This window comes from Agrobacterium sp. SORGH_AS 787 (assembly GCF_030819035.1).
Classification (GTDB): Bacteria; Pseudomonadota; Alphaproteobacteria; order Rhizobiales; family Rhizobiaceae; genus Agrobacterium; species Agrobacterium larrymoorei_B.
In genome coordinates this window covers 383,638-400,852 of the sequence record NZ_JAUTBG010000001.1, presented here as the reverse complement: position 1 = coordinate 400,852, position 17,215 = coordinate 383,638, and the positions used below count along the sequence as shown (strand labels likewise).

The following is a 17,215-nucleotide window of genomic DNA, read 5'->3' as shown; positions in this document are numbered from 1 at the left end:
AGAAAATGATGAGCAACCAGTCTATTTTTGATCTTACGGGTCGCACCGCACTCGTCACCGGCTCGTCGCGCGGTCTGGGGCGCGCCATGGCCGAAGGCCTCGCCGTCGCTGGTGCCCGCGTCCTCATCAATGGCACAGACCCGTCTCGCGTCGCAGAGACTGTGGAAGAGTTTCGCAGCGCGGGGCACGACGCTCAGGCTGCGTCCTTCAACGTCACGTCGGAAGAGGAGGTAAAGGCGGCCTTCGAAAGCCTGGATGCCGCGGGGATTGCAGTCGATATTCTCGTGAACAATGCCGGTATTCAGTATCGCAAGCCAATGGTTGAGCTGGACACCGCCGATTGGCAGCGGGTGATCGACACCAACCTCACAAGTGCCTTCGTCATTGGTCGCGAGGCAGCAAAGCGTATGATCGCGCGCGGATATGGAAAGATCGTCAATATCGGCTCGCTGACCAGCGAACTCGCCCGTGCGACCGTCGCACCCTATACGGTCGCCAAGGGCGGCATCAAGATGCTGACCCGGGCGATGGCGGCGGAGTGGGCGCAGCACGGTATTCAGGCCAATGCGATCGGCCCAGGCTACATGCTGACCGACATGAATGAGGCTCTGATCAGCAATCCTGAATTCGATGCCTGGGTGAAGGGGCGCACGCCGTCGAAACGTTGGGGCAAGCCCGAAGAGCTGATCGGCACCGCCGTCTTCCTGTCCTCATCGGCCTCGGACTATGTGAATGGTCAGATCATCTATGTCGATGGCGGGATGCTGGCGGTTCTCTAGCGGCGTCGTGGGGTCACGGTTCAAAGTTGATCAAAAGGCTTTCCCGCCATCGGCGCCGTTTTGGTGAAAAGCAGATCCTGCTCTTGCCATTGCTCCTCGAAATCAGCGATGGACCGCGCGCTCATTTCCGGGTTGAGCGCGCCCAGTTCTGCAGAGATGGCCTCCGCAAGCCCGATGCCGGGAACGACGGTAGCGTAAAAAGAGGTGCTTTCCGCCGGGGCCAGCAGCAGGTAATCGGCGTTTTTTGCCAGTGCATCCACGGCAGCATCGGTAATCACGCAGGTGGTTGCGCCCTTGGCCTTGGCCTGAGCGGCTGCCCTAATCGCGGAATTATAGAGGCGCCAGAATGTGAAGATGATGACGACATCGTTTTCCTTCACGTCACCCAAAGCGTTGGCGATCATCACTCCGTCCGTTGCCAGCTCCATGCGATATCCACAGAGCGTGGCGTGGTGTGCGAGGATGTTGGCAATCGATGCAAAACTGCCTGATCCGAGAACGATTCGGCGTTTTGCGCCTGCAATAAGTTTTGCAATCTCCTTGACGGAGTTGCGGTCAGTACGCCGGCGCAACGCCGTCAGCTGCTCGATCTGCCGGTTCATGGCCGCATCGAACGGGCGCTCGTTGCCGGTTTCCTGCTGATGGACGACGCTGACCTCAGGTGCTGAAAGCTTGCTCATAAACCGCGTGCGGATTTCCTGCCGAAGCTCCGGCCATCCCGAAAAACCAAGGCTTTGCGCGGTTCTGGTGATCGTCGCAACGTTGACGTCAGCCTTTTGGGCAAGCTCGGAGGCGGATGCAAAAGAAGCATGCCGCGGATCGTTGATCACGGCTTGCACCACTTCATGAGCGGCGGGTGTCAGAGAAAATTTCTCATCGAGATGACGCAGCCAGTCCTCAAGTGTTCCTGCAAAATCACCTGCAGCGTTTTTTGCATATTGCATTCACAAATCTTCCTGTGCAAAAAATGTTGCGCGACGAAACGACGCGCACACCATCCGCAAAGCGGCGGAGGTGACACACTATAATGATGGGGACTGCGAATGTATAATACTGCTGCAAGACTGGAGAGGCTGCCTGTCGGGCGCTTTCAATACAAGCTGCTCATGATGGGCGGGCTGGGCTACATGTTCGAGGCGTGGGATGCGGGCATTATCGCCTTCCTGTTGCCGGCGCTGCGCGCGCAGTGGCAACTGACCAGCCTTCAGGTTGGCTATCTCGCCAGCAGTACCTATGTCGGCTTCCTCATTGGCGCTCTCATTGCTGGAGCGATTGGCGACCGATATGGACGTAAGAACGTCATGCTTTGGGCGCTCGTCCTGTTTTGCCTCGCAAGTCTCGCGGGCGCTGCCGTCAATGATTGGCATCAGTTCTTTGCGTTGCGTGTGGTCGGCGGCATCGGCATGGGCGCCGAGGCGGCGATCATCGCGCCGTTCCTTTCGGAATTTGTCGGCGCAAAGTATCGCGGACGCTTCACGGCCTCGCTCGCAGCTTTCTTCTCTTTCGGCTTCGTTATCTCGGCCGTTCTCGGATATCTGTTGGTTCCCGCCTCAGATGATGGCTGGCGCTATGCGTTGATCGTGACAGCGATGCCGGTCGTGGTGGTTTTGTGGTGGCGCCGTGGCTTGACGGAATCGCCGCGCTGGCTGGAAAGCCAAGGTCGCCATCAGGAGGCTAACGACATCGTCACCGGCATCGAGAAGCAATATGAGGGCCGCGGCGTCGTTCTACCCGCGCCAGCACCGGCAGCGCAGGTCTCCGCAACGCCCAATACATCGCTGATGGCAAACTTCAAGGCGCTGCTTTCGCCGCGCTTCCTGCGTATCACCATCATGACCTGGCTTCTCTGGGTGTCGGTAACCTTCAGCATTTACGCCTTCATGACATGGATTCCGAGCCTGCTCGTGGAGCGCGGCATGACCATGACGAAAAGCTTCTCCTTCTCGATCCTGATCTATGCGGCGCAAATACCCGGTTACTTCACCGCCGCCTGGTTCTGCGAGAAGATCGGCCGTCCCTATACCATCGTGCTCTACATGGCGCTGGCCGCTGTTTCGGCTCTCTCGCTGGCTTTTGCGACCGGTGACACGCAGGTCATCGCGCTTGCCATGACGCTCTCCTTCTTCATCAATGGCGTTGCGGCTGGAGAATACGCCTATACGCCGGAAGTGTTTCCGACGCGCATCCGTGCGACCGGCGTGGGTACCGCCTCTGCCATCGGCCGTATCGGCGGGATTGCAGCGCCAATACTTGTGGGTGCCGTCTATCCGATCGGCGGTTTCGCTGGCGTGTTCGGCATGACGACCGTTATCTTGTTCATCGGCGCCATGTCCGTTCTCCTCCTCGGCATTCCGACTAAGAACCGGTCGCTCGAGGAAATCGAGGCGGAAGAGTTTGCCGCGCGCTGAGGCGTAGATCGAAGGAGCTAGGGCGTCCTTTGTGCGTCCACTAGGACGCACGGCGCTCCAGGCGCATCAGGGAGCGGCAATGGCTGCTCCCTCATCAGCAAAAAGGATTACGACATGCACAATGAGATCAGCCTTTACCAGGCCATGAAGCTCCCCGATCAGCCGGCACCCTTCTTCCAGGCGCTCGATGATCTGTTTCAGCGGGACATCGGACATGTCCTCTTCACCCTCCTGGCTGTCGATGGGGGGGAGGTCGTTCGCATCTATTCCTCCGACCCTGACCATTATCCCGTCTCTGGCCGCAAGCCGATGACCGACACCCCCTGGGGCCGGCACGTCATTGGTCAGCACAAGAGCTTTCTCGCCAAGGATATGGACGGTATCAAATGGGCTTTCTTCGATCATGAACTCATTGCGAGCCTCGGGGGCGGCACGCAGATCAATGTGCCCGTCGTCTTCGACGGAGCTTGCATCGGTACGATCAATCTGACCCATCGCGCAGGAGTTTATGACGAGCGCCATCTCGAGCGCGCTGAGGCTTTGGCGCCTTGGTTGGTGCCATACTTCCTGCTGGCCGCAAAACAGATCTGACGACGCGGACCACGTGATAAAACACAGAACTAAAGCGTGAGAGCGCATCCGAACGATCGCGCGATGCTTTAAAAACATGATTGAAAGTCAATGCCATGAGTTCAATTCTTCTGAAAAACGCCCGGATCGTTGATGGATCGCAGGCGGAACCGACCGCGCCGATGGATGTCCTGATCCGCGACGATCTCATCGTAAAAGTCGCGCCAGCCATTTCCGAAACGGCCGACCGCACCATCGACCTCACTGGCAAGATCCTCATGCCGGGACTGATCGATGGCCATGTGCATGTGATCGCCACCAAGCTCGATCTGGGTGCCAATGCCGATCTACCCAACTCCCTCGTTGCGCTCCGCTCTGCGAACATCATGAAGGCAATGCTGATGCGCGGCTTCACCACGGTGCGTGATCTTGGCGGTGCCGATCACGGTCTGGTCGAGGCGCTTCAGGAAGGGACGATTGTCGGTCCGCGGCTGATCATCTGTGGAAAGGCGTTGTCACAGACCGGTGGTCATACGGATTACCGCGGACGGTTCAACCGACGTTCCGTCGAGCATTATCCTGATCAACTGGGTGCGCTCGGTCGAATTTGCGATGGCGTCGACGCCGTTCGCCAGGCATGTCGTGAGGAGGTCAAGGGCGGCGCGCAGTTCATCAAGCTCATGGCCAATGGCGGCGTCTCCTCGCCGACCGACCCGATCGCCAACCTCGGCTTCTCGAAAGAAGAGGTTCTTGCCGCCGTTGAAGAGGCGGAGAATGCACAGACCTATGTGGCCGCTCATCTTTACACCGATGCCGCCATTCGCCGCGCCATCGAATGCGGTGTCAAATCGATCGAACATGGCAATCTGATCACGCCGGAAACGGCGCAACTTGCCAAGGAACGCGGCGCCTTCGTCGTTCCGACCAACATCGTTTATGACCGTCTGGCGAAGGACGGCGCTTCGCTCGGCCTGCCGCCAGTCTCTGTTGCCAAAATCGAGGATGTGCGCAGCGCTGGCTTCGAAGCTTTAAAGGTGCTGCATAAGGCAGGCGTGACCATAGTCTATGGCACGGATTTGCTTGGCGAGATGCACGAGCATCAATCGGAGGAATTCGTTCTTCGTGGCGAACATCTACCGGCCGAAGATGTCATCCGTTCCGCAACACTGGATGCGGCAAAGGCGCTTGGTTTTGAAGGCAAATTGGGAACCGTGGCCGCGGGGGCTTTCGCCGATCTCATCGTCGTGGACGGCAACCCTCTCGACGATCTCTCGGTCTTGACCGGGCAGGGCAAGCACATGCCGTTTATCATCAAGGGCGGTGAATTCGTCAAGCAGAGCTGATGCTGTCAGAAAAGCGCGTCCTAGAGCATTTCCATTTAACAAGGAACGCTTTAGGACGCCAGCCACGGCTACAGTTGTCGAGTGGTCACGAGCTGCTCGACATCTCTTTGGGCGCGCTTACAGCATGTCCCAAGATTTCCAAATCCGCTCCCCACGTCCTGGCTGTGGTAGGGTAATTTGGCGCAAAACCAGAAACATCACGCGATCAGCTCTTTGTCCTTCCACAGGCGGAAGCCGCCCTCGAAGGCGAGTGTATTGTCACCACGACGGCACTTCGGCGGAAGTGAATCGAGTTTTTCCACATTGCCGCCGCCGATCACCACATAGTCGGGCTCGAGTGCTGCCGTGAGCGCCTCAACGACATCGAAGACCCGCTTTTGCCACTTCTTGTGGCCCTTCTTTTCGCGGTAGGCTTCGCTCACATAATGTTCGTAGCTCTTGCCCTTGCGATAAGGGAGGTGGGCGATCTCCATCGGTTGCGCGACGTTCTCCACGATCATTGCCGCTCCAAGCCCGGTGCCGAGCCCAAGAAACAACATGCGTCCGCCCTTGTAGGATCCCAATGCCTGCATCAGGGCGTCGTTGATGATGCGGACGGGATGACCGAATGCGGTTTCATAATCGAACCCGACCCAACCATCGCCGAGGTTCACGGGGTCACGAAGCGGCTTGTTATGAACAACAGGCCCGGGGTACCCCATCGAGATCACGTCATATTTGATGTCCTTCGCCATGGCTTTCACGGCCGCGACCATGTCGGAGGCGGTCATGGACTTCCCGCTTTCAGCCTTCTGTTCCTCGCCACCCGCGCTGGAAAGGATTTTGACGTGGCTGCCGCCGATATCGATGGACAGGACAATGCGATCTTCGGTCTCTGAAATATCTTGCGTCATATCTATCTTCTCCAATCGTCAGGCAGGGTCGACCCAACCTCCGGGCGGTGCGAAATTCTCCATATCGCTTGGCCCCCAAGTCCCAGGCGTATAGGTTGGTGGAATGGCCTTGTCGTCCAGGATCGGCTCAACGATCTTCCACGCCAATTCCGCTGCATCCTGCCGGGTGAACAGTTGCCGGTCACCGGCCATGGCATCGCCGATCAATCGTTCATAGGGCGCCATATCGCCGATGCCGTCATCAAGCGCGGTGAGTTCGACTGCTTCGCCTCGCATTTTTTCGCCTGCTGCCTTGCGGCGCGCGCCGACACCGATGGAAATATCTGGCCCGAGGCGAAAGCGGATATAGTTAGCCGATGCATCCGTGATCTCATCAAAGAGGGTTACAGGTGGCCGCTTGAAGCGGACGACGACTTCCGTAGCGTGGGCGGGCAGGTTCTTGCCTGCGCGGATATAGAATGGCACGCCGTTCCACCGCCATGTCTCAACGCGGAAGCGAACGGCGGCAAAGGTTTCCGTCGGTGAGGAGGGGGCCACACCCGGTTCATCGGTATAGCCTTCGAATTGACCCCGTACCACATCGTCTTTCGAGAGTGGCGGCATGGCCTTCAAAACCTGCACCTTCTCATCCACCAGATCGTCGGAGGCACCGGTCGCAGGCGGCTCCATGGTGAGAAGCAGGAGAACATTGACGAGGTGGTTCTGGATCACATCGCGAATGCAGCCCACTTCGTCATAGAATTTGCCGCGCCCCTTGATGCCGAAATCCTCGGCCATGGTGATCTGAACGCTCTCGACGTGGTCTCGATTCCAAACCGGCTCAAGGAAACTGTTGGCGAAACGAAAATAGAGGAGGTTCTGAATGGCTTCCTTGCCGAGAAAGTGGTCGATGCGGAAGATTGCGTCTTCCTCGAAGACTTTGTGCAGCACCTCGTTCAGCTTCTTTGCCGAAGCAAGATCGCGTCCGAAAGGCTTTTCGACCATCAGGCGGGCGTCTTTGGCAATCCCTGCCTGATCAAGACCATCGGCCACGGTCTCAAACAGGGATGGCGGGATCGCGAGGTAGTAGAGCGGGCTTTTATGCTCGGTCAGCGCCTGCTTCAACTTGTCGAATGTCGATTGGCTGCGGTAGTCGCCAGACACGTAAGACATTTTCTCCGCCATCTTGGAGAATACGGTCTCATCGATATGGTCGACATGTTTTGAAACGGCGTCTCTTGCACGCGCGATAAGCTGGTCGCGCGTCCAGTCGTCAAAAGCAACACCGATGATCGGCGTGTTGAGCGCGCCGCGCTTCACCATCGCATAGAGCGAGGGGAAGATCATCTTATGGGCAAGATCGCCGGTGGCACCGAACACCACCAGTACGTCTGACTGCGCTTGTGCCATGGCTCTTGTCTCCCGCCTTACTTGGCTTTTTCCAGATGGCCGCCAAAGGCGTGGCGCATGGCGGAGAGCACCTTGCCGGCGAACTGCGCCTCACCGCGTGAGGAGAAGCGTTCGAAGAGCGCCGAGGCGAGAACAGGGGCGGGCACACCCGTTTCCACGGCGGCCTGCAGCGTCCAGCGGCCTTCGCCGGAGTCCGAGACACGGCCATCATAGTTTTCCAGATGCGGGTCCTGCTTGAGGGCCTCTGCCGTCAGATCCAGCAGCCAGGAGCCGATAACCGAGCCATGGCGCCAGACTTCTGTTACGGCGGGCAGGTCGACATCGAAACGATAATATTGCGGGTTGGCAAGAGGTGCTGTTTCCGCATCCGCCTCCCGTTCGCTATTGCCGGCATTGGCTGCTTTCAGGATATTGAGCCCCTCAGCATAGGCGGCCATGACGCCATACTCGATGCCATTATGCACCATCTTGACGAAGTGCCCGGCACCCGCCGGGCCGCAATGGAGGTAGCCTCTTGGCGCGGTCCCCGTATCCGGATCTTCCGCAATATCCTGACCAGCGCCGGGGGCGAGCGAGGCGAAGATCGGGTCGAGCCGCTCCACGGCTGCCTTCGGGCCACCGATCATGAGCGAGTAGCCCCGCTCAAGGCCCCAGACGCCACCCGAGGTGCCGACATCGATAAAATTGATACCGAGTGGCGCAAACTCCGCGGAAAGGTTGATGGCTTCATGGTAAAGCGAGTTGCCGCCGTCGATGATGGCATCGCCATTATCGAGCTTCGAGGCAAAGTCCCGTGCAATTTTCGGGGTGATGGCGGCGGGCAGCATCAGCCAGACGGCGCGCGGCTTTTCGAGTTTGGAGATGAGGTCAGCGGCCGAGGAGGCACCCTTGGCACCTTCTTTGACGAGCGCTGCAACATTGTCTGCGTTGACGTCGAAGACGACGCAGTCATGACCTTGCTTGAGCAGGCGGCGCACCATATTGGCGCCCATGCGGCCAAGACCTACCATTGCGATCTGCATATCATTCTCCATGTTAAATGCGTGTGGATTCTTCCGATTCCGCCACAACGTGAACGGTAAAGTTAGTATTTTCCCAATGCCCGCGGTCCTGCCAGTAGAAGGTGAAGACAATCGTCTTGTCCTCATCCTCGTGGCTCAAAGGCAGGTCGGCATAGTATGTTCCAAGCCCTGACGGCACCATCGGTGTGTCTGTAACCGTCGCCCAGTCATCTATGCTCCAATGCACCAAAGCGTCTGCCTCCGTTTCAAGTCTCAGCGTCTTGCCGAGCGGGATGGAGGACAAGCGATTGTTGAAGCGCCATATCCGCAGATCCGAACGGGTCCTGTTCTTGATATAGCGTTCCACGCCCTGGGGCGGCATGTCGAAGACCGCTCCGTCTGTCAGAGAACGAAGCAGCTTGATGTGTTCGGAATGCGCCCAGACCAGAGGCATGGCGCTGCCGGACGGGCGGCCGAGGAAAAGCTCTTTCTCCGGAACATCGGGGCCATCCCAGACCTGCTCCGGGAAAAGTCCGCCCGAACCTGCCGATCTTTCCAAAGTCGATAGAAGGCCTTCAGCGGCCTCACGCCGGCCAGCTGCGAGTTCGTAATGCGCGCGTTCCCCAGCTAGCAGAGGCCAGGGCCTGCCTTGGCCGGTGCCATCGAATGGCGCACCATCTTCGTGCTCTCCATAGCCGTCGCCGGTATAACGGTACCATAGCGGACCTTGTGGCAGATCGGCCCGCAGGCTGTGATCGATGGCTTTGATGGTGTCGACAATATGTGGATCATCCGGCGCACGCAGACCGAAGCGTACCAGCGCCAACGCGTCGGGGCTCAAAACGTCCGCCGTCGGCAGGAGGGCCCGATCCGGTGTCTGGTTGCGGATTTCGATGTCGCCCGAAGCGCTCACCTCATCTGTGACACCGATGGGCGCGATGCGGACGTAGTGACCGGAGATGCCGACCGCGGCGCAAAAATCCTTCTCGCCCGCAAAGGTCCATTTTTCGATCTGGTCGTTCCAGCAGTCGGCTGTTTCGCGCAGATGATTGGCTGCCACCTCATCTCCTTCGAGGGATAGAAGGTCGGCGGCTGCCAGTAGTGCTGATACTTCAACGGCAAGAGTAAAGGGGCTGTAGCCTGCATCCTCCTCCCAGCGGTCTTCGGCGGTGGCGGGGCCGTTGGTGATGATGTAGTTCGCGGCGCTGCGCAGCATTGGCATGAAGCGCTTCAATGCCTTCGCATCGAGATGTCCGAGACGGCGCAGCATATCGGTGAGCAGAATGGGAAAGGCGCATTCATCCATCTGGATGCCGGGCCAATAGGGTTTTCCATCGAGCCAAAGGTTTTGCGGCCAACGGCCCGAGGGCTGCTGGACGAGGCGAAGGTAATCGAGGATGGCGATCGCCTCCTCGGCATTGCCTGCTGCGAGAAATCCACCTGCTGTTTCCACCAGATCCCGGGGCCAAACGAGGTGATAACCGCCAAGATCGTCGTCGCCCTTCGAAAAGCCCCAAGGAATGGAGAGGCTGGCCACGACAGCGCCAGGGCGGTCTGCTGCTCGGTGAGAGGCGAGAACCGCGGTCGAAACCCGGTAGGTATTCACGCCGTTCTGCTCTTCTCGATCAAGCGGAGCAAGCTTCTCCTGCCAGGCCTGCCAGTTGGCAACATAGTGCTGCTGCGCCTTGTCGAAGCCATCCTTCAGGCTTGCAGTCGCCGCAGCCGCAGCTTCGAATTCGGTTTGACCAAAACCAATGGCAAGCGTGGCCTCGGTGCAGTCGCTGGTGAAAGCCAGCTCACCAGCGAGCGCGACATTGCCGTCATCGGCGCGCTGATACTGTTCTGCAATTCGTCCATGCTGCTTCAACTGCCGCCAACCATCCGACACGCCGACGAAGCCGGCGCTCAAGGCTCGCCATGGGATGTCTGATACCAGCGCCAGATAGCGGGAGCGGCCAGTGGCGAAAAGCACCGGCTTGTCCTCGAACTCACCGATCCAGGCTGAGTTCAGCTGTCCAGCGTTCACCAGGTGTGGGGCCAGCAGAGCTGTAACCCTGTAGTCGCGCACATCTCCCTTAAGCGCGGCGAAGCGAACGCGTTGTAGCACACAGGCTCGGGCGGGATCGGTAATTACCTGCTTCTCGATGCGATAAAGTCCGTCTCGCGCCGTATTTGTGATGGAGAAGGCAGGGATGCCAGGAGCAACAGTTGTCGTCTCGGCGTCGCAGTCGCGCTTTTCCTCTGAGAAATAGCCGTCTTTTCCGGTGACAACGAAGCCGAAATCACGTGTGCAGGCGCTATCGACGCGGGGGTAGTAAATTTCGTTTAGAACGCCGTGGCTCAATGTGAACCAGACACGCGAGTGTTTGGAAAGCGCGGTGCCGATGCCATTCTTCGCACTTGAGGTCCAGCGCGCGTCTATGCCAGGCGCTCCGGGAGCGGCGTCTAACATTCGGCTCACACCCAGTCCGGGTGGCTCCAACTCATTTTTGTTGTTTGTTGGAAAATCACTAGAGGAAGGACTGGCCATTTCAAGAATGCCTTAATGCGCTGCGAAATGAATAGCTTAACTTCAAAATTTGTAACATGGGCGCTCATACCACCCACGTTGTCTAATGCATACTCCAATACCGGGGGGTATTGGGCAACTTACATTTCTTTAATTCTCAGACAAACCCCGATGCGTTTATCGCTTTATCCAGCGCCATCTTCATCAATGCCTATATCAAATCCGCTGCAATAACGAGATTGACCCGGTTTCGGTTGCACCGATGCGCGACGACTTATGACGATATGTGACTGGAGATCGGGAGCGTTACGATGGCCTGAAAACCGCTCTCACTATTTTGGAGCCTTACGGTGCCGCCATAGAGTTCAGTGATTTCCTTGGATATACCCAAACCGAAGCCACTGCCCTGTATACTCTCATCCAGCCGCATACCCGGCTGGAACGCCTCGTTGATCCTGTCTTCGGAAATGCCCGGGCCGTCGTCTGTCATCGTGATCTCGACAAAACCGCCCTTCCGCACGGAAGAAACCGTTACGGCTGTGGACGCCCATTTGAACGCATTGTCCAGCAGATTGCCGAGAACTTCGTCCACGTCTTCCGCATCGCAGCGGAGGCTGGTCTGATCCTCAACCTCGCAGCGAATTGACAAAGCCTTGTCCCTGTAAATGTTTGAAAGAACCAGAATGAGGTCGTCGAGACGAGGGCGAAGCAAGACGTGCCTGCTTGATAGCTGCCCCGCCGCCGACTTTCGCGCATCGGCAAGATGATGCCGGATGCGACGGTCGATGCGCTGGACGAGATCTCTCAAACCGCCATTCGTATCGTTGTCGTCGTTCAATCCGAGCGTGAGGCTGGCGACCGGCGTTTTAAGCCCATGGGCCATATTGGCGAAATGAATCCGCGCCTCCTCAAGCCGCCGCTCGTTTAATGCAATCAGCCGGTTGATCTCCTTCGATACGGGCTTCAACTCCTCCACGTCCCCTTCAGGAAGAGTTGAGCGGTTTCCGGCTGACACCTCTCCAATGTCGGCCGTCAAGCGTTTGAGCGGCTTAAGGCCGAACCGGACCTGTAAGTAAGTGCCAATGAGGAGCGTTATACCAAGAAACGCCATGGCTGGCACGAGCCACATGAGGGAACGGAACGCGGGATCGGTCAACGCAGCGTTAGGCGCAGACGCCGTGATCTGCACAGGCTGGCCATTAATACGAGTGAACAGGGTGCGTGTGTAAAGCCTACGTCCGTTATCGTCTTCCATATCACCCGGCCTAGGCCGCGCCGACGCGAGATCGCGCCAATCCGCCGGGCGTCCGCCAGGTTTGAGGACGCGACGCTCCAGAGAACGGGATGAGATCGTCGATGTCTCTGACTTGATCTGCCAATACCATCCGGAATTTGGTCGATCAAAAGGCGGTCCGTCCAGTTGAGAAGCCAGCATTAGCTGGCCGTTTTCGCTCATGGTCAAGCCGCTGCGCAAACCTTCAATCTGGGTATCGAGCCGCTGGTCGATCTGTTCGCGAACGACCCCGGCAACGATGAGCCAGAGGATAACGGATGCGACGAGAATAGCGCCCGCCACAAACACGGCGGAGAATGCCGTGAGTCGTCCGGCAATCGAGCTGGGGCGGGAAAGGCGCGGCCACCTCATGACGCAGCCGTCATCATGTAACCCCTGCCACGCACGGTCTGGATGAACTCGGCGCCGATCTTTCGCCGCAGCCTTGCCACGATGACTTCGATGGAGTTCGAGTCCACTTCGGCGTCGCCATCATAGACGCGTTCCATCAACTCGCTTCGGTCCACGATAATCTCTTTGCGCAAGATCAGGCAGGAGAGTACGCGCCACTCCAGGGCGGTCAGCTTCAAGGGAACGCCATCCTTCTCGAAGGTTCCGAGCTGGGCGTTGAAGGTGATCGATCCACAGGTGACGATGGCGCTGGCATGATTGTTGGCGCGCCGAACCAAAGCGCGCAGCCGCAGGACCAGTTCCTCGACCTTGAATGGTTTGGTGAGAAAGTCGTCGGCGCCAGCTTTGAAACTTGCCACCTTATCCGGCCAGCCATCTCTGGCGGTCAGCACAAGCACCGGAAATGTTCGGCCAGCGTCGCGCCAGGAGGCGAGCACCGAAACGCCGTCGATCTTGGGCAGCCCGAGATCGAGGACCGCGACATCGAAGGCTTCGGTCAGCCCTGCATGCTGACCGTCTTCACCGTTGCGCGCAATATCGACAACGAAGTTTTCGTTTCTGAGACTGCTGGCAATCCGGTGTGCAAGGTCGGTATCGTCTTCGACAAGAAGGACACGCATGAGGAAATTCTACTCCGTGGGATCCGGCTTTCTTATGGTGCTGGACGCTTAACTCAAGCTGAACGGGATGGTTCAGGCTGGTGGTGGTGGGGCTTTGGTAGAAACGGGCATTCCAATCACAAAGGAGACCAGAAATGTCTGTTACACCTGAAACCGAAAACAAGCATCACGAAGACATCAAGCACGTCCATCCGCATCCGAAGAAACGTTCTGCGGCTGCCTTAACCGTTGGTGCCATCGCCCTTTTGGCAGTCGGTATTGCCGGAGGTGCAGGTGCAATGAAGTTGACGCGCCCCACTGCAGAGCTTGCGCCCATCGCACCCGTCGCGATTTCGGCCATGCCAAACGACAGCCTCACCAGCGTCAAGGGCAAGGTGGTGGAAATCTTCGGCAACAAGTTCATCATTCAGGATGAAAGTGGCCGCGCGCTCGTGGAAACGGGACCGGAAGGAAAGGGTGGTACCATCGTCAACAAGGACGAGGTCGTGACCGTCCAGGGCCGCTTCGACGATGGCTTCCTCCATGGCAGCTACATCGTCCACGAAGACGGAAAGACCGATCAACTCGGCCCGGCGGGTAAACCGCCTCGCGGACCAGAAGGTGGTCCTCGGGGACCGGAGGGCGGCCCCCACAGGCCCTAATCTTCTGATATCCCTTTAGCGAAAGCGAGTAGATGAGATTCGATAGGGTCGCCCGGTGTCCCGGGCGACCCTATCATCATGGGTGGAATCAATGCGGTGGTTTGGAGCGTGAGATGAGGGATCGCACGGCTTGCCCTCACACTGATTGCTTACGCCGCAACGTTTCCTGCAAACCTGCCACAAGATAACCAAGCCCGCTCTCGAACACAGCTTCGGTGTTGACCGTCCCGACCTCGCGAAAGGTTTCTAGAGCGTCGGTTAGCAAGGGAAACGGCGCAATGTCTGCATCGAAATCAGCTTTTGGCTGGTCGCGGTCGATCCGTTCACGCTCCTGCTCTCCCTGTTCTTCAAGAACATAACCCACTACATAGCGCGTCACGCAGATGGCGATGCCAAAGGCCTCTTTCGCCGAAAAACCCGCATCTACATAGAGTTGCAGTACCTTTTCCGCATCGGCAAAATCGGCGACGGATGGTCGTGTGCCTGCGGTCAATCGCGCGCCATCGCGCATAGTCAGCAACGCTTTGCGGACGCTGCGGGCATTGGCTAGGGTAAATGCCACCCAGTCCTGGCCTGGTTTGGGAAGGCGATCGTGATGATAGCGCAGCAGCATCTCCGAGTTGATCGCATCCAGCAATTCCGACTTGTTGCGGAAATGCCAGTAGAGTGCCGGCTGCTGAACCCCCAGCCGCTCCGCAAGCTTTCGCGTGGATAGCTTGTCTATCCCCACTTCATTCAGCAGCAGCAGAGCCTCATCGACAATGCGCTCGCGTCCAATCGCCATGAAAACACCTCTTGACTTATCAGTGATAAGGGAGCTTATCACTGATAAATTTATCGCTGATAAAGCCTACAAGGACGCCTCTCCATGAACAAGGCCCTCATCGTTATTCTCGCAGCCGTTGCGCTCGATGCGATCGGTGCTGGTCTGATCTTCCCCATTCTTCCCGATCTCTTGCATGAAGTAACGGGAGGAAACGACATCGGATTTCTCTATGGGCTTATGCTGGCAGTCTTCGCCATCATGCAATTTGTCTTCTCGCCGGTTCTGGGCGCGCTCAGCGATCGGTTCGGGCGGCGTCCGGTTTTGCTGCTTTCTCTGGCTGGAACTCTCATCGATTACCTCGTCATGGGCCTTTCACCACTCGGCTGGGTGTTGGTGGTGGGCAGAGCGGTTGCTGGCATAACCAGCGCCAATATGGCGGTGGCGAGCGCTTATATTACCGACATTACTCCTGCCGATCAGCGTGCGCAGCGGTTTGGCACGATTGGTGCGGTGATGAGCACGGGCTTCATCATTGGCCCGGTCATCGGAGGTGTGATGGGTGCCTGGTGGCTGCGCTCGCCCTTCCTTGTGGCGGCGCTGTTCAATGGGCTCAATTTTCTCGTCGCACTGTTCGTTTTGCCGGAAAGCCGGTCAGCGAACGAAACCAGGTTCGAGCTGAAAGAACTCAACCCCTTGCGACCTTTGCTCTGGTTGTGGAATTTCAAAGAACTCCTGCCGCTTGTTATCGTCTTCGTGGTGTTCGGTCTTGTCGCCGCCATACCAGGGACGATCTGGGTCCTCTACGGTGCCGAGCGGTTTGGGTGGGATTCCGTTCATCTCGGCCTGTCGCTATCGGTTTTCGGCGTTAGTGGCGCACTGGCCCAGGCCTTCCTTGTCGGGCCGTTATCGCGCCGCTTCGGCGACCTCGGGACCTTGATGATCGGCGTCGCCTTCGACATGTTGGCCTATGTTCTGATGGCCTTCGCCACCCAAAGCTGGATGGGGTATGCCGTGGCACCGCTCTTTGCACTCGGGGGTGTTGCGATGCCGGCGCTACAGTCGCTGGCAACCAGCCGTGTGAGCGATGAGCAACAGGGACAGTTGCAGGGTGTTTTGGCGAGCCTGATGAGTCTTGCCGGTATCGCCGGACCGGTTCTGACGACCGCCTTGTTCTTTTCAACCCAAACGGTCTGGATCGGCACGACATGGATGGTGGGAGCCGCGCTCTACCTTCTGGCGTCACCGCTTTTTGCGACGGTAAAGGCGCCGAAGCCTGTGGACGAATATCAGCGCGAGACGCTCGTTTGAAATGACATCGCAGCACGTTGCAGGCCGGGGTTCGTCCCGGCCTGCTTTGGTATAGGCTGGGTCTGCTGCTGCTAACGCTTCACCCGCCCGTTTTCGGCAAGCAGGCGGCCGTTCTTGAAAACCTTGTGTCGCGTCGGAAAGGCAATCACGGCCTCCGGCACATGCTCCGCTGCCAGGGAGACGAAATCAGCTTTCGCACCGATTTCAATCCCATAGCCGTCTAGCCGCAAGGCTTTTGCACCCGCAGCCGTCACGATGTCGAAGGCAGCTGAGAGCTCGTCGTCGGTGTAGAAGCCAGATCTGTAGCCGATGATTTCTGCACGGTGGAGCATGTCGCCATCACCATAGGGCCACCAGGAATCGCGGATATTGTCACTGCCGCTGAAAACCGTCACGCCTTCGCGGCGCAGCAGAGCGACCGGTGGGAAATTGTGGTTGCCGGGGGCATTGGTCATGATCGAGACGCCGCTTTGCGCGATCCGGGCTGCAATCTTTTTCGCCGCATCCGGTGCAAGGTCGCCCAGACCATAGGCATGACTGACGGCGACATGCCCTTGCATTCCGAGTGCAATGGTGCGGTCGCAAATTTCCTCGATGGTGAAAGCGCCCATCGAGCCTGCGTCATGCAGATGGATATCGATATCGACGCCATGCTTTTCCGCAACGCCGAAGACCACGTCGAGATGGCCGTTCACGTCGCGGTCGAAGCTTGCGGGGTCGAGCCCGCCTACAAGATCTGCGCCAAGACCGATGGCGGCATCGAGAAGCTCTGGCGTTCCCGGGTTTTTCAGGATGCCGCTTTGAGGAAAGGCGACGAGTTGGATATCGATCATATCCCGATACTCCTCGCGCACAGCGAGGATGGTTTCCAAAGACTTCAGCCCGACCGAACCATCGACCATCACGTGGCTACGCATCTGGGTCGTGCCTTTGGAAATGCAAAGATCGAGCTGATTGCGCGCGCGCTCCGCCATCGGCTCGGCCTTCGCCATGTTCTCAGCCTGGAAGGCGACACGTTCATGAACATCAAAGCCATTGGTGCAGGGGCGATGCGGCACCCACTTCCCGCCATAAAAGCTGGTATCGAGATGGATATGTCCTTCTACGAAGCCCGGCAGCAGAAGATCGCCGGAAAGGTCGATCGATGAGGCGGACGCCGCGCCCAGCGAAGTGGGACTACCTGCTGCTTCAATGGCTGTGATCCGGCCATTGTCTACGTGAATGTCGCGCAGGGACCCGTCGGCCAGCTTGGCATTGGTGAAGATGGTTGTGGTGGTCATCGGGGTTTCCTTTCCGTATTTTGC

Annotated in this window: 15 protein-coding genes; 6 read left to right on the top strand and 9 right to left on the bottom strand. The window is 58.1% G+C overall.

The window, feature by feature from the left end; genetic code table 11:
• Positions 1-8: 8 nt before the first annotated feature.
• Positions 9-779, top strand: a complete 771-nt coding sequence (locus QE435_RS01710; protein ID WP_349039994.1) for an SDR family oxidoreductase — start codon at positions 9-11, stop codon at positions 777-779.
• Between the two features lie 20 nt (positions 780-799).
• On the opposite strand, the gene QE435_RS01705 is transcribed toward QE435_RS01710, so the two are convergent.
• Complete coding sequence (locus QE435_RS01705) at positions 800-1,723, bottom strand: MurR/RpiR family transcriptional regulator (protein WP_309769235.1); 924 nt, start codon at positions 1,721-1,723, stop codon at positions 800-802.
• 99 nt (positions 1,724-1,822) lie between these two features.
• Here QE435_RS01705 and QE435_RS01700 point away from each other — a divergent pair, with 99 nt between their 5' ends.
• The 3 genes from QE435_RS01700 (at position 1,823) to QE435_RS01690 (ending at position 5,100) form a co-directional block, all read left to right on the top strand.
• Positions 1,823-3,187: an MFS transporter gene (locus QE435_RS01700; protein WP_349039993.1), complete on the top strand. Its 1,365-nt coding sequence runs from the start codon at positions 1,823-1,825 to the stop codon at positions 3,185-3,187.
• Between the two features lie 114 nt (positions 3,188-3,301).
• On the top strand, positions 3,302-3,778 hold the full coding sequence (locus tag QE435_RS01695) for a GAF domain-containing protein (protein WP_349039992.1): 477 nt from the start codon (positions 3,302-3,304) through the stop codon (positions 3,776-3,778).
• A gap of 95 nt (positions 3,779-3,873) precedes the next feature.
• Complete coding sequence (locus QE435_RS01690) at positions 3,874-5,100, top strand: amidohydrolase family protein (RefSeq protein WP_349039991.1); 1,227 nt, start codon at positions 3,874-3,876, stop codon at positions 5,098-5,100.
• 197 nt (positions 5,101-5,297) lie between these two features.
• Here the strand turns inward: QE435_RS01690 and QE435_RS01685 are convergent, their stop codons facing one another.
• The 6 genes from QE435_RS01685 to QE435_RS01660 form a co-directional block, all read right to left on the bottom strand.
• Positions 5,298-5,993, bottom strand: coding sequence for an ROK family protein (locus tag QE435_RS01685; protein WP_309769232.1), 696 nt, complete (start codon positions 5,991-5,993; stop codon positions 5,298-5,300).
• 18 nt (positions 5,994-6,011) lie between these two features.
• On the bottom strand, positions 6,012-7,382 hold the full coding sequence (zwf, locus tag QE435_RS01680) for a glucose-6-phosphate dehydrogenase (protein WP_349039990.1): 1,371 nt from the start codon (positions 7,380-7,382) through the stop codon (positions 6,012-6,014).
• 17 nt (positions 7,383-7,399) lie between these two features.
• A complete protein-coding gene (gnd, locus tag QE435_RS01675; RefSeq protein WP_349039989.1) occupies positions 7,400-8,404 on the bottom strand; it encodes a phosphogluconate dehydrogenase (NAD(+)-dependent, decarboxylating) in 1,005 nt (334 codons plus the stop codon).
• Between the two features lie 13 nt (positions 8,405-8,417).
• Complete coding sequence (locus QE435_RS01670) at positions 8,418-10,835, bottom strand: glucan 1,4-alpha-glucosidase (protein ID WP_349039988.1); 2,418 nt, start codon at positions 10,833-10,835, stop codon at positions 8,418-8,420.
• 331 nt (positions 10,836-11,166) lie between these two features.
• A complete protein-coding gene (locus QE435_RS01665; RefSeq protein WP_349039987.1) occupies positions 11,167-12,537 on the bottom strand; it encodes a HAMP domain-containing sensor histidine kinase in 1,371 nt (456 codons plus the stop codon).
• Complete coding sequence (locus QE435_RS01660; RefSeq protein WP_349039986.1) at positions 12,534-13,196, bottom strand: response regulator transcription factor; 663 nt, start codon at positions 13,194-13,196, stop codon at positions 12,534-12,536. Before QE435_RS01660 ends, QE435_RS01665 begins: the two co-directional genes overlap by 4 nt.
• Before the next feature lie 134 nt (positions 13,197-13,330).
• Between QE435_RS01660 and QE435_RS01655 the strand changes: the two genes are divergently transcribed.
• Complete coding sequence (locus QE435_RS01655; RefSeq protein WP_349039985.1) at positions 13,331-13,837, top strand: hypothetical protein; 507 nt, start codon at positions 13,331-13,333, stop codon at positions 13,835-13,837.
• A 136-nt stretch (positions 13,838-13,973) separates the two neighbouring features.
• On the opposite strand, the gene QE435_RS01650 is transcribed toward QE435_RS01655, so the two are convergent.
• Entirely contained in the window at positions 13,974-14,621 is a 648-nt protein-coding gene (locus QE435_RS01650) for a TetR/AcrR family transcriptional regulator C-terminal domain-containing protein (protein WP_349039984.1), read from the bottom strand.
• 84 nt (positions 14,622-14,705) lie between these two features.
• On the opposite strand from QE435_RS01650, the gene tet(30) reads away from it, so the two are divergent.
• Entirely contained in the window at positions 14,706-15,911 is a 1,206-nt protein-coding gene (tet(30), locus tag QE435_RS01645) for a tetracycline efflux MFS transporter Tet(30) (RefSeq protein WP_349039983.1), read from the top strand.
• 71 nt (positions 15,912-15,982) lie between these two features.
• On the opposite strand, the gene QE435_RS01640 is transcribed toward tet(30), so the two are convergent.
• Complete coding sequence (locus QE435_RS01640; protein ID WP_349039982.1) at positions 15,983-17,191, bottom strand: amidohydrolase family protein; 1,209 nt, start codon at positions 17,189-17,191, stop codon at positions 15,983-15,985.
• Positions 17,192-17,215: the final 24 nt, after the last annotated feature.

Bases quoted from the DNA above. Each gene is read 5' to 3' on its own strand.
- QE435_RS01640 (WP_349039982.1), bottom strand. From the start codon at position 17,191: ATGACCACCACAACCATCTTCACCAATGCCAAGCTGGCCGACGGGTCC.
- QE435_RS01655 (WP_349039985.1), top strand. From the start codon at position 13,331: ATGTCTGTTACACCTGAAACCGAAAACAAGCATCACGAAGACATCAAG.
- QE435_RS01665 (WP_349039987.1), bottom strand. From the start codon at position 12,537: ATGAGGTGGCCGCGCCTTTCCCGCCCCAGCTCGATTGCCGGACGACTC.
- QE435_RS01660 (WP_349039986.1), bottom strand. From the start codon at position 13,196: ATGCGTGTCCTTCTTGTCGAAGACGATACCGACCTTGCACACCGGATT.
- gnd (WP_349039989.1), bottom strand. From the start codon at position 8,404: ATGCAGATCGCAATGGTAGGTCTTGGCCGCATGGGCGCCAATATGGTG.
- QE435_RS01700 (WP_349039993.1), top strand. From the start codon at position 1,823: ATGTATAATACTGCTGCAAGACTGGAGAGGCTGCCTGTCGGGCGCTTT.
- QE435_RS01710 (WP_349039994.1), top strand. From the start codon at position 9: ATGAGCAACCAGTCTATTTTTGATCTTACGGGTCGCACCGCACTCGTC.
- QE435_RS01685 (WP_309769232.1), bottom strand. From the start codon at position 5,993: ATGACGCAAGATATTTCAGAGACCGAAGATCGCATTGTCCTGTCCATC.
- QE435_RS01670 (WP_349039988.1), bottom strand. From the start codon at position 10,835: ATGTTAGACGCCGCTCCCGGAGCGCCTGGCATAGACGCGCGCTGGACC.
- QE435_RS01650 (WP_349039984.1), bottom strand. From the start codon at position 14,621: ATGGCGATTGGACGCGAGCGCATTGTCGATGAGGCTCTGCTGCTGCTG.
- QE435_RS01705 (WP_309769235.1), bottom strand. From the start codon at position 1,723: ATGCAATATGCAAAAAACGCTGCAGGTGATTTTGCAGGAACACTTGAG.
- QE435_RS01695 (WP_349039992.1), top strand. From the start codon at position 3,302: ATGCACAATGAGATCAGCCTTTACCAGGCCATGAAGCTCCCCGATCAG.
- zwf (WP_349039990.1), bottom strand. From the start codon at position 7,382: ATGGCACAAGCGCAGTCAGACGTACTGGTGGTGTTCGGTGCCACCGGC.
- QE435_RS01690 (WP_349039991.1), top strand. From the start codon at position 3,874: ATGAGTTCAATTCTTCTGAAAAACGCCCGGATCGTTGATGGATCGCAG.